This window comes from Aquicoccus sp., from assembly GCF_041686535.1.
Taxonomy (GTDB): Bacteria; Pseudomonadota; Alphaproteobacteria; order Rhodobacterales; family Rhodobacteraceae; genus Aquicoccus.
Window position 1 is genome coordinate 1 of the sequence record NZ_JAWLDS010000091.1, and the last position, 12,093, is coordinate 12,093.

The 12,093-nt window shown below is 63.2% G+C and carries 11 protein-coding genes and 1 pseudogene; 4 read left to right on the forward strand and 8 right to left on the reverse strand.

Annotated elements, in window-relative coordinates; all coding sequences use genetic code 11:
• The 3 genes and pseudogenes from ACESL9_RS14625 to ACESL9_RS14635 all read right to left on the reverse strand — a co-directional run.
• A pseudogene (locus ACESL9_RS14625) lies at positions 1 to 138 on the reverse strand (glycosyltransferase family 1 protein); the annotation flags it as partial.
• 7 nt (positions 139 to 145) lie between these two features.
• A complete protein-coding gene (locus tag ACESL9_RS14630) occupies positions 146 to 1,549 on the reverse strand; it encodes a hypothetical protein (protein WP_372675065.1) in 1,404 nt (467 codons plus the stop codon).
• Positions 1,550 to 1,726: 177 nt separating this feature from the next.
• Positions 1,727 to 2,416, reverse strand: a complete 690-nt coding sequence (locus tag ACESL9_RS14635; RefSeq protein WP_372612076.1) for a sugar transferase — start codon at positions 2,414 to 2,416, stop codon at positions 1,727 to 1,729.
• A 1,087-nt stretch (positions 2,417 to 3,503) separates the two neighbouring features.
• Between ACESL9_RS14635 and ACESL9_RS14640 the strand changes: the two genes are divergently transcribed.
• From ACESL9_RS14640 to ACESL9_RS14655, 4 genes are all read left to right on the forward strand, one after another.
• Positions 3,504 to 6,335, forward strand: coding sequence for a molybdopterin oxidoreductase family protein (locus tag ACESL9_RS14640; protein WP_372675066.1), 2,832 nt, complete (start codon positions 3,504 to 3,506; stop codon positions 6,333 to 6,335).
• Between the two features lie 127 nt (positions 6,336 to 6,462).
• Positions 6,463 to 7,194, forward strand: coding sequence for a 4Fe-4S dicluster domain-containing protein (locus ACESL9_RS14645; protein WP_372612072.1), 732 nt, complete (start codon positions 6,463 to 6,465; stop codon positions 7,192 to 7,194).
• Positions 7,194 to 8,066 carry a dimethyl sulfoxide reductase anchor subunit family protein gene (locus ACESL9_RS14650; RefSeq protein WP_372675067.1) on the forward strand — a complete coding sequence of 291 codons (873 nt, stop codon included), beginning with the start codon at positions 7,194 to 7,196 and terminating at the stop codon, positions 8,064 to 8,066. Before ACESL9_RS14645 ends, ACESL9_RS14650 begins: the two co-directional genes overlap by 1 nt.
• Positions 8,067 to 8,289: 223 nt before the next feature.
• On the forward strand, positions 8,290 to 8,514 hold the full coding sequence (locus ACESL9_RS14655; RefSeq protein WP_372612068.1) for a sulfurtransferase TusA family protein: 225 nt from the start codon (positions 8,290 to 8,292) through the stop codon (positions 8,512 to 8,514).
• A gap of 59 nt (positions 8,515 to 8,573) precedes the next feature.
• On the opposite strand, the gene ACESL9_RS14660 is transcribed toward ACESL9_RS14655, so the two are convergent.
• The 5 genes from ACESL9_RS14660 to ACESL9_RS14680 form a co-directional block, all read right to left on the reverse strand.
• A complete protein-coding gene (locus ACESL9_RS14660; protein ID WP_372612066.1) occupies positions 8,574 to 9,011 on the reverse strand; it encodes a hypothetical protein in 438 nt (145 codons plus the stop codon).
• Positions 9,012 to 9,125: 114 nt separating this feature from the next.
• On the reverse strand, positions 9,126 to 9,872 hold the full coding sequence (locus ACESL9_RS14665; protein ID WP_372675068.1) for a YebC/PmpR family DNA-binding transcriptional regulator: 747 nt from the start codon (positions 9,870 to 9,872) through the stop codon (positions 9,126 to 9,128).
• Between the two features lie 318 nt (positions 9,873 to 10,190).
• Positions 10,191 to 11,153 carry a DUF3179 domain-containing protein gene (locus ACESL9_RS14670; protein ID WP_372612062.1) on the reverse strand — a complete coding sequence of 321 codons (963 nt, stop codon included), beginning with the start codon at positions 11,151 to 11,153 and terminating at the stop codon, positions 10,191 to 10,193.
• An 89-nt stretch (positions 11,154 to 11,242) separates the two neighbouring features.
• Positions 11,243 to 11,770: a peptidylprolyl isomerase gene (locus ACESL9_RS14675; protein WP_372612060.1), complete on the reverse strand. Its 528-nt coding sequence runs from the start codon at positions 11,768 to 11,770 to the stop codon at positions 11,243 to 11,245.
• A 10-nt stretch (positions 11,771 to 11,780) separates the two neighbouring features.
• Positions 11,781 to 12,093, reverse strand: a 313-nt coding sequence (locus tag ACESL9_RS14680; RefSeq protein ID WP_372675069.1) for a peptidylprolyl isomerase, incomplete at its 5' end; no start/stop codon positions are given.

The window sequence follows — 12,093 nt, forward strand, 5'->3', positions numbered from 1 at the left end:
GTTGCGCAGCTGCGTGACGATATGCACATCCGCCACATCGCGCAGCGCCGTGGCCAGCGACCAGCCCACCAGCGGCACGCTCACCCATTCCGGGTTCGCGGCCTCCGCGATCACCAATATGCGCCGTCGTTCCGCCATTGCCGCCTCACATGATGCTGTGCAATTCGCCCGCTTCCCGTGTCGGCGGCGCCTTGTCAGGTTGCTTGTAGAGCCCCCGGTCCAACGCCCCCAACATCGCCCCCGACAAAAGCCAGGTCAGCGTGGTGATCGTTGCGTTTGGCAAAAGGTCGAAGAGATTGAAGCCCAGGATCAGCGCCAGCGGCCCGAGCCATGGCGAGACCCGCGCAACGTCGAGCCCCTTGAAACCGCGCCCCGCCAGGATGAAGATCGGCCAGGCCAGAAGCGCAAACTCGGCAAAGTAGCCGACCCAGCCGAAGACCCCGATGGTGATCACCCAACGCCCGTCCGCCACCGTCAGGACCCGCCCCGAAACCGGATCGTGCACATGGTTGCGCCCCCAGCTGCCCCAGCCGAAGGCCGGCTTTTCAAGGGCCCGCTCCATCAGGGCGTCCTCGTTGTCGAACCGGAATTCCAATGACCTCGCCCGCTCCGGGTCAACCGCTGTCGCCTGTTCGAGCAGGAAATCGGAAGGGATCAGGCCATTGCCCTTGAGCACCGGATACCCCACCGCCAGAAGCGCGAGAAGGGCGGCCACGCGAAACTGCATGAGACGTCCGCCGAACAGGATCAGCGGCACCAGGACCAGCGAATAGACGATCGAGGCCATTGACTTGCACAGCACCAGAACCACCCAGAGATACCCGGTGGCAACCATCAGATACCCCTTGTGCCGACCATCGGACTCGCGAAACAGGGCCGCCGTCGCTGCCAGCGCCATAAGCGCGAACACCGCCACCCACAGCCCGTGATAGAGGAACACGATGGGCCGGTAGCCGTCATCCCGGATCATCTGCTCGAAGATATGCTGGAAATACCCGTAGACCCAGGTGTTGAGTTGCGGGCTCAACCGCACCTCGACCAGCATCGGCACCGAATAGACCAGCCCCGCCAGCACCAGCGCGACCAGGATATCGCGCTGATCGCTCTCGCGGGTCAGGAAATTCTGCGCCAGAACGAAGGGCATCAACAGCATCGCCTGGTTGACCATTAACGCGATCCCCTCGAGCAGCCGGAGCGACGGGAGCACCACGGGTCCCCAGACCACCGGCTCGTCATTGGTCAGGACCGTGGCCATCGGGCTGACCACGAAGACCACCATCAACGCCCTGGCCGCAACCGACTTCGGCAACAGCTTCAGATCGCGACCGCGCATTGCCCATGCCATCAGAAAGGCACTGATCGACGGCAGGGTTTCCTTGGACAGGGGCGGCATCATCGGAAAGTCGAACATCGCGGGCGGCGGCGGCAGGAACAGATAGGCCAGCAGGAGCGACCAGATCACCGCGCGCCCGATCTCGAGGCGAAGAAAGATGAAAATCGTCACCAGCGGCCACAGGGCCAGCACCAGATAGGCGAGGGTATTGGGCATGTTCGGGGCTGTATCCGGGCTGTGCGTTGACTTGTCGGTCAAGCCTAGCAGTCAATTCAAGGCCTGTCGCGGCCTTCTGGCCGGGTCTGGCCGGACATTGTTAAGCCAACCGCCGCAATAGAAGCGCTGCCCGCTTGATTGTTCATGCCGGGCGCGCAGTCCACCCGATCGTGGCCATCAGTATCCTGTGCCGCGCAGAACCACCCGCGCCGTCTCGGCGATCACCCGCAGATCGGTCGTCAGCGACATCTGGCGGAAATAATTGGTGTCATAGATCGCGCGTTCCGGGAACGAGGTCTCGTTGCGTTCGCTCACCTGCCAGAAACCGGTGATGCCGGGGCGCATCTCGTAATAGGCTGCCCCGGGATAGATGTCGCGCTGCTCGACCATCATCGGGCGTGGCCCGACGATCGACATGTGACCCAGCAAGACATTGAAAAGTTGCGGCAACTCGTCCAGAGATGTCTTGCGCATGAACTGGCCGAAACCGGTGATCCGCGGGTCGTGCTTGAGCTTCTGAGTGCGATCCCATTCCGCACGGGCCTCGGGATTGCGCGCGAGATATTCGTCAAGCACCTGGTCGGCGCCTGCCACCATCGAGCGCAGCTTGAACATGCAGAACACCCGTCCGCCCTTGCCCAGGCGCTTTTGCAGATAGATGGGCGAATGTCCGTCCAGCGCGATGATCGCCATCAGCGGCAAGAGGATCGCCAGGGCCGGCACAAGCGCGATCAGCACGATCACAAGGTCCAGCGCGCGCTTGACCCGGTTGCGATAGAAGGCTTTCCCTGTGCGGAGCGGCCTTTCACCTTCGATCAGCCGCCTCAGTTCCGCGGCATCAAATGTTTCACCCGTATTCCGACTCACGACAACAATCCCCAAGTGGTGCACGGGCCAGAACCCGCACAAAAGCATGATCTGTCCGGACGACATCGCCCGTCAGCCTTCGCTGCCGCAGCCGGCAGCGATCTTTCTCAAATGACCCAAGAGATAACAGGGCCTCGCAACATGTCTGTACTCACGCCTGCGGCGGCAGCACCGCATGCGTATCGTTTCCGTCCGGACCCTTCCGCGCGTTCAGCCCCAAGCGCACGAAAAGTGTCACTGCCCGATCCATCAACGATGTGTAAAAGTCTGCCAATCCCCCCCGCATTAGTCAATCGCGCTCGACGTCATTCAACCTATGCGCGATCATCGCAACCGTCGTGGCGGATCACCCTTCGGTCAGCACCTTGCCCGCCTGGCGCGAAAACGACGCACGGACATGCGCCGATATTCGATACCGTCCATGTCTTTCGGTCTCGCGAATATGGTGAAAACGGCCGGAACTGTTGTCCGGGTGCAAACGGTTCACGGTATTCCCGCAATGTCTTTGTCCTTGCTTTCGAAACAAACCGGTTGATAGCCCGCAACAATACTGGTCAAGGAAACGAACGATACGATGGAATATGCGGAAGCCGCTGCAATTGTTGAATTAAATCAGGCTGCATTGCCAGACCGACCCGACCGGCCAAGCCCCGCTTGACGGCTTGCCACCGTCCATGATCCGCGAAGATCGCGCGCTGCCGAACCGCCGCCCGACCGACACGCCAAGGGCGAGTGCCACGATGTCGCAGGCCGTCCGATCGCGCGGGCCTGGCTGCATCCGCGCCGGCGGGAATGCGAAATCCGGCCCGATTTGATTCGCATTTTCGCCAGATTTGGCCGAATCACCGCCATGGTTGTGCCGCAATCGTCTCGTCCCAGGTCACTCGACATGGGGGTACGGCCAGTGTAAGACATAAAGAGTGTCAACATACGCATTGTCGTCACATGAACTGTTCCAATATACATCACATTTCAATGTGTCGTTACGCCATGTCATCGAATAGCCTGATGGCAATTGTGAAATTCACCGCCTAGCATGTGATCGCATCCCGACATCCGATGCAAACCGGAGGAACCGAGCACTCCCATGACGAACAGACGGCCAGAAGCGCGACCCTCCCCCAAGGTCTCGGACGAGGTGCGCAAGACGACATGCTACATGTGCGCCTGCCGCTGCGGCATCGACGTCCATCTTCAGGACGGGCGCGTCAAGTATATCGAGGGCAACCGCGACCACCCGGTCAATCAGGGGGTGCTCTGCGCCAAGGGCAGCGCAGGCATCATGCAGCACTACTCCCCCGCGCGCCTGCGCGCGCCGCTCAAGCGGACCGGGCCGCGCGGCTCGGGCCAGTTCGAGGAAATCACCTGGGACGAAGCCTATGAGATCGCGGCATCCTGGCTCGAACCGATCCGCGCCACCGACCCCTCGAAACTCGCCTTCTTCACCGGTCGCGACCAATCGCAGAGCTTCACCTCCTTCTGGGCCGAAGCCTTTGGCACGCCCAACTATGCCGCCCATGGCGGTTTCTGTTCGGTCAACATGGCGGCGGCAGGCATATATACGATGGGCGGCGCATTCTGGGAATTCGGCCAACCCGACTGGGACCGCACGCGCCTTTTCATGATCTTCGGCGTGGCCGAGGATCATGACAGCAACCCGATCAAGATCGGCCTCGGCAAGCTCAAGAAGAACGGCGGGCGTGTCATTGGCGTCAACCCGATCCGCTCGGGCTACAACGCCATCGCCGATGACTGGATCGGCATCACGCCGGGCACCGACGGGCTTTTCATCCTTTCGATGATCCACGAACTTCTCAAGGCCGGCAAGGTCGATCTCGATTACCTCACCCGTTACACCAATGCCGGGTTCCTGGTGAACGACGATCCCGATGACCCCGATTACGGCCTCTTCCTGCGCGACGGGGACGGCACCGCGCAGGTGATCGACCGCGCCACCGGCAAAGCCGCCAAATACGATGCGAAAGGCGTGAGACCCGATCTCGCCGGGCACCTGCGCAAGGGCGGCGTGACCTACAAACCGGCCTTCCAGCTTCTGGCCGAGAAATATCTCGATCCGCAATACGATGCGGAAAAGGTTGCCGCCCAATGCGGCCTCACCCCCGAGAGGATCCGCGCCACCGCTGCCGAACTGGCCCGCGTTGCCTTCGAGGAAGAGATCACCCTCGATGTCGAATGGACCGACTGGAAGGGCGAGACACACAAGACCATGACCGGCCGTCCGGTCGCGTTCCACGCGATGCGCGGGATTTCGGCCCATTCCAACGGGTTCCAGACCTGCCGCGCGCTCCATATCCTGCAAATCCTCCTGGGTTCGGTCGAGGTTCCGGGCGGTTTCCGTTTCAAGCCACCCTATCCCAAGCCGCCTGAAGCCCACCCCAAGCCCCATGCCGGGCACCAGCCCGGCAAGCCGCTCGACGGCCCGCACCTGGGCTATCCGCTCGGCCCCGAACACCTCCTGCTGAACGAGGACGGCACACCCAAGCGCATCGACAAGGCCTTCACCTGGGAGAACCCGTTCTCGGCCCACGGCCTCATGCACATGGTCATCTCGAACGCCCATGCGGGCGATCCCTACAGGATCGACACGCTCTTCATGTACATGGCAAACATGGCCTGGAACTCGACGATGAACACGTCACAGGTGATCGACATGCTCACCGACACTGACGAGAACGGCGATTACGTGATCCCGCATTTCATCTATTCCGATGCCTATTCGTCGGAAACCGTGGCCTATGCCGATCTCGTCCTGCCCGACACCACCTATCTCGAACGGCATGACTGCATCAGCCTGCTCGACCGGCCGATCTGCGAGGCCGAGGCGGCGGCGGATTCGATCCGCTGGCCCGTGGTCGAACCCGATCGCGACGTCAAGGGCTTCCAGTCCGCACTCTGCGATCTTGGCGCGCGCCTCGGCCTGCCCGGTTTCGTGAACGAGGACGGAAGCCAGAAATACCGCGATTACGCCCATTACATGGTCAGCCACGAACGCCGCCCCGGCGTCGGTCCGCTCGCCGGGTGGCGTGGCAAGGATGGCGACAAGGGCGGACGGGGAGAGCCCAACCCCGACCAGATCGAGAAATACATCGTAAACGGTGGCTTCTGGCTCAGCCACATCCCCCAGAACGCGCAATTCTACAAGCCGTGGAACCAGCATTACCAGGACTGGGCGGTCGAGATCGGCCTCTTCGACGCGGCCGCGCCCTATGTCTTCAACCTCTACCTCGAACCCCTGCGCAAACTGCAACGCGCCGCCGAAGGGCATGGCGATATCCAGCCCCCCGACCATTTGCGCGACCAGGTGAAATCCGCGATGACACCTTTGCCCGAATGGTATGAACCCTTGGAGGAGGCCGTCACCGACAAGGACGCCTATCCCCTGCACGCCCTGACCCAGCGCCCGATGCACATGTATCACTCCTGGGGTGGGCAAAACGCATGGCTGCGCCAGATCACCGGCGTGAACCGGCTCTTTGTCCCGCGCGCGGTATGGGAGGAAAACGATTTCGTCGAAGGCGACGACTGGGCGTTCGTCACCTCGCCCCATGGCCGCATCAAGTGCCGCGTGGCGCGCATGGACGCGCTCAATGAAAACACCGTCTGGACCTGGAACGCCATCGGCAAGAAGCGCGGTGCATGGGCGCTTGCCGAGGACGCGCAGGAGGCGACCCAGAGCTTCCTTCTCAACCACCTCATCAACGAATTGCTGCCTGAAAAGGGCGATGGCCGCCGCTGGGCCAATTCCGACCCCGTGACCGGCCAGGCCGCATGGTTCGATCTGCGCGTGCGCATCGAGAAGGCCCCGCCCGGCGATCACGTCAGCGAACCCGCGCACCCGGCGCAAGCCTCGCCCGTGGGCGTCGGACCCAAGGACATCGCCTATGGAGAAGAGTTTTGATGCGCGCTGATTACATGTTCCGCCCGGCCGCAGGCCGGGCAGCACCCGACCGCCCCCATGGGCGGGCGCTTCGCGCCCACCCGCGGTCGGGCGCTGCCCTCACCACCCAACTCGAAAGAGGCGCCGCATGACCACCCTGCCCACCTCCACCGAAAAGAAACTCGGCCTTGCCATCGACCTCGACACCTGCGTCGGCTGCCATGCCTGCGTGGTCAGTTGCAAGGAATGGAACACCTCGAACTACGGCACGCCGCTCTCGGACGAGGACGCCTATGGCGCCGAGCCCCATGGCACCTTTCTCAACCGTGTCCACAGCTTCGAGGCCCAGCCGGAATCGGGATGCTCACAGACCATCCATTTCCCCAAATCCTGCCTGCATTGCGACGATGCGCCCTGCGTCACCGTCTGCCCCACCGGCGCCAGCTACAAGCGCAGCGAGGACGGCATCGTCCTGGTGAACGAGGACGATTGCATGGGCTGCGGGCTCTGCGCCTGGGCCTGCCCCTATGGCGCGCGCGAGCTTGACCAGCTTTCCGGCGTGATGAAGAAATGCACGCTTTGCGTGGATCGTATCTATAACGAGAACATCCCCGAGGAAGATCGCGAGCCTGCCTGCGTGCGCAGTTGCCCGGCCGGCGCGCGTCATTTCGGCGATTTCGCCGATCCCGACTCGAACGTCTCGAAACTGGTCGCCGAGCGCGGCGGCATCGATCTCATGCCGGAAATGGGCACCAAACCGGTCAACAAGTACCTGCCCCCGCGCCTCAAGGACGCCCCGTCCGAGGCCCGGCTCCCGGAAACGAACAAGGACGCCAAGGGGTTTCTCGCCTGGCTCGACAAGGCACTCGAGGCGATCTGATGCATCCAGCACCGTCCGTTATCCTCTTCACCTCGCTTTCGGGCCTCGGTTTCGGGCTTCTGGCATGGCTGGGCCTCGGTCTTCCGGCCGTCACCGGCTGGGTCGCCTTCGTGTTCTATTTCATCGGTTATGCGCTGGCGGCGGGCGGGCTGATGATCTCGGCCTTTCACCTCGCCAATCCCAAGAACGCCATCAAGTCCTTTTCCCAGTGGCGCAGTTCATGGCTGTCGCGCGAGGCGGTGATGGCGGTGATCTCGCTTCTGGTGATCGCGATCCACGCGATCGGCACGATCTTCTTTTCCACCCGCCTGCCTGCGATCGGCGCATTGGGCACGATCCTGGCGCTCGGCACCGTGTTCACCACCTCGATGATCTATACCCAGCTCAAGAGCGTGCCGCGCTGGAACACCCCGCTCACCCCGATCCTGTTCCAGCTCTGGTCCCTTGGTGGCGGCGGGTTGCTGGCCGGGCAATTCACCGCCGCGGCGGTCCTTCTTGCCATCCTCGGTGCGGTTCAGGTCATGGCCTGGAAACAGGGCGACGCGAAAGGCGCGACCGGCCAAAGCACCATCGAGACCGCCACCGGGCTCGGGCGCATCGGCAAGACCCGCCTGCTCGAACCACCCCATACCGGCGAAAACTACCTGCTGAAGGAGATGGCCTTCACCGTCGGGCGCAAGCACGCGCTCAAGCTGCGCATCATCGCGCTCATCTGTGCCGTGGTCCTGCCCGTGGCCCTGATCGTCGCCTTCCCCGCCACCCACGCGCTCGCGCTGCCGGTCATCGCGCTTCACATCGTCGGGCTCCTCGCCGCGCGCTGGCTTTTCTTCGCCGAGGCCGCCCATGTGCAGCGCCTCTACTACGGCATGTAGCCGCGGGTCAGCGCGCGAGATCCCCTGTGGCACTCGGTCACTCCAAGCCGGCGCATAGGGGCATGGCCTGTAACCCCGCCGCAATCATGGTATGATTTTCCGACCGCACGGCACCGACTCGGCCGCTCCCGGATCACGGGCGGTCGGGGAAGCCATTGAAACAGAATACGAATCTCGCAAACCGCACAGATGCCACGCGATCCCCGGCAGGAGAAACCAAGACATGGCCGACCGAACCCTGGACGCAAGAGGGCTCATCTGCCCGCTGCCCATTCTCAAGACGAGAAAGACCCTTGAGGAAATGAACCAGGGTCAGGTTCTGCTTGTCGAGGCCACCGATCCCGCGTCGGTCATCGATTTCGCCGCCTTTTGCCGCCAGACCGGCAACGCGCTTCTCACGCAGTCAACGCATGACGATGTCTACAGGTTCGAGATCAGGCGCGGCTGACCGAACGCGCCACACCGGGCCGCGATCCGGGGCGATTGCCACAGGACTCTCCCCCTGGCTCACCTCAATGGCACGATCGTTGCGCTCAGTGCAACCAGTGCCGAGTGAAGCCCGTCGCGCATTCCCTCCGGAGGATAGGGGCCAAAGACGTTCGGTCCGACCCGGAAATACAGTTTCACACGCGCGCCCGGCACGTCCTGAAACCGGATCAGGTAAAGGTCGGTCCGGCTTGCCAGCGACCTTGCGATCATGTCGCGCAGGGCGGCGCGTTTCATGGCCCCGGCCCAGTCCTCTCCCCAGTTTACAGACACCTCGATCATGGCCGGTCCAGCCTCCGCACGTCCCTGGCTGTATGCAACGGGACGCCCGGACGTGATCGCAAGTGGACGAAGATCAGGATCATCCGCGAAATGACTGGCGACGCGAAGCCCGACGGCCGGAGCGGCAAGAAGGAACAGGATCACAACCGGTCGAATCCAGTCGGTTTCGCGATCCATGTCCGCACCTGCACCTCTGCTTTCACGCCAGCATTCTTGCAGATCGAGGCTTTCAAATGATTAATGCGTGCCTCTGGCTGACTCGTTTTCCGGGAAACCCTTGATCGCGCAGGCTCAGCCGTTGAGCTGTTCCATCACCTCGTCGGGGGCGTCGAAATTGGTGGTCACGCGCTGCACGTCGTCGTCGTCCTCGAGCGCGTCGATCAGCTTCATCAGCTTCTGCATGCCTTCGAGGTCAAGCTCGGTCGTGGTGGTCGGGCGCCAGACCAGCTTGGTCTCGTCGCTTTCGCCGAGTTCCGCCTCGAGCGCGTTGGCCACGTCGTTGAGGTCGGTATCGGCGCACCAGATGACATGGCCGTCCTCGCTGCTTTCCACGTCCTCGGCACCGGCCTCGATCGCGGCCATCATCACCGTATCGGCATCGCCCACGCTGGCGGGATAGGTCACCGCGCCCTTGCGCTCGAACATGAAGCCGACGCTGCCGGTCTCGCCGAGGTTGCCGCCATGCTTGGTAAAGGTCGAGCGCACGTTCGAGGCGGTGCGGTTGCGGTTGTCGGTCATCGCCTCGACGATCACCGCGACGCCACCCGGGCCATAGCCCTCATAGCGGATTTCCTCGTAATCCTCGCCCTCGCCACCTGTGGCCTTCTTGATCGCGCGGTCGATATTGTCGTTGGGCATGGATTGCGACTTGGCCACCTTGACGGCGAGCCGCAGGCGCGGGTTCTTTTCGGGGTCGGGGTCGCCCATCTTGGCGGCGACGGTGATTTCCTTGGAAAGTTTCGAAAACAGTTTCGAGCGCGCCGCGTCCTGGCGCCCCTTGCGGTGCTGGATATTTGCCCATTTGGAGTGGCCGGCCATGTCGCTCTCCCGACGTGTTTCATCTGACCGCGTCTCTATAGGCCACGCCCGCGCCCGGGTTCAATCCCCGTTGTGGACCTTCCAGATAACACCGATCGAGCAAAGAAATAAGGGCTGCGCCTGCCTGGGCCGGCGCCAATGCCGGACGAGGCCACTCGTGCGACGCTCTTGAAACGTCCCGGGCTGCAACATGCACAACCGGCAAAGCGCCTGCCGGCGGGCAGGCAGGCGCTGCCCGCCGTTGCCGCCGGGCGGAACAATTCGTGAGACAATGTGTTCTTCTGAACCAGGTGTCGGCACAGCCGCACCGGCGCGCGCCTACTCGCCCAGCATCCAGTGCCCTTCGGGCCAGAAGGCGTGATAGGCGAAAGCGAACATCAGGTCATGGGCCACGTCGCGTCCTGCATCGTCGCGCACCCGGATCGAGCCCACGTCGCGGCCCTTGCCGATCTCGCTCGTATCGAGCGCCGAGGCTTGCCCCTCCTCCCAGGTGATCACCACGCCTGCCTCGGAAATCCGGCCAGCCTTGCGCAGGCGTTCCATCGGCCAGGCGCGCTCGCCCACCCGCACCACGCGCGACAGCGGGTCGATCCCGTGGGGCGGGTCCTCACCGTCAAAGAGAAACGGCCGCGAGGCGCTGTCATAGCCGCGATAGGGGTTGCTTCCGTAGGGGCGCGAAACCCCGGGTTCGTCCATGACCAACCCCTCGGGGTTGCGGTCGCGGAACTGGTCCCAGCTTTCCATCCAGCTGGCCACCTGTTTCAATTCGACACCGGTCATCTCGCCCACGATGCCCTCGCCCAGCGCCTGTTGCCACCAGCTCTGGGTTTCGCGGTCATACATCACCATGTCGGAATTGCGCAGCTTGCCGGTCACGCCGAAGCTCAGAACCTCGCCCTGCACCCGCCGATCAAAGGTCAGCGCCGAGTTGCACAAGGGACAGAACGTCACCGCCACCGGCACACCGCCGACCGTGTCGTTCACGATTTCATGCCAGGTGAGATAGCGGATCGGATAGGCGCGCGGCGTCTCATCGCCGATCTCGACCGTGATCACCGGCTCGCGCCCCTCGATCCGGCTCTCTTGGGACGCGGGAATGAACTCCGGCCCGCTCAGTGCCGGGATGCCATCCTTGCCCGGCCCGCCCGACATGATCTCGGACCAGGCCGACACGTTCGAGCGGGAAAAGTCGGTCTCGGGCCACTCGGAGCGCCAGGCATCCGGGTTGGCCAGGGCCGGGCCTGCAAGGGTCAGCCAGAACAGTGTCGCGCGCAAGATCATGGGTCATCCCCCCCTGGTTCAAGACAAGGATGACCCATCGCAGGCGGGTTTGCACAGCCCCCGACACGCGGATGTGAGAGGGTTTGAACTCAGTCGGTGACGGTGACGCGTTTCATCACGTCGGGCTGGCCGACGACTGCGCCGTTTTGACCCTCGCCGCGCTTGATCGCATCGACCACATCCATGCCGGAGGTCACCCGCCCCACAACGGTATATTGCCCGTCAAGATGCGTCGCGGGTGCGAACATGATGAAGAATTGCGAATTGGCGCTGTCTGGATCGCTGCTCCGGGCCATGCCGACCACACCACGCTCGAAACTCTCGTCCGAGAACTCGGCGCTGAGGTTCGGCCGGTCGGATTTGCCGGTGCCCGCGCGGCGCATGTCACCGCCCATCTTGCCGAACTGCACGTCACCGGTCTGGGCCATGAACCCCTCGATCACGCGATGAAAAACCACCCCGTCATAGGCGCCATCCTCGGCCAGCGCGGTGATCTGTTCGACATGGCCGGGCGCCACGTCTTCCAGCAGGTCGATCTCGATCACGCCATCGGCTTCGCCCTCGACCTCGATCTTGAGGCCGGTGGCGGCGGCGGGGCTGGCCGTCAGTGCGGCCATCAACAAAACCTTATGCAACATCGGCAGCCACCTTCACGCTGATCATCCGGTCGGGGTTGGCGGGCGGCTCGCCCCGCGTAATCGCATCGACATGCTCCATGCCCTCGATCACCTGCCCATAGACGGTGTATTGCCCGTTGAGGAAATCATTGTCCTTGAAGCTGATGAAGAATTGCGAATTGGCCGAATTGGGGTTCTGCGACCGCGCCGCGCCAAGGCTGCCACGGGCATGGGGGATTCGGCTGAACTCGGCCGGAAGGTCGGGCAGGTCCGATCCGCCGGTGCCCGCACGCCCGGGGTTGTAATCCTTTTCCATGTTGGCG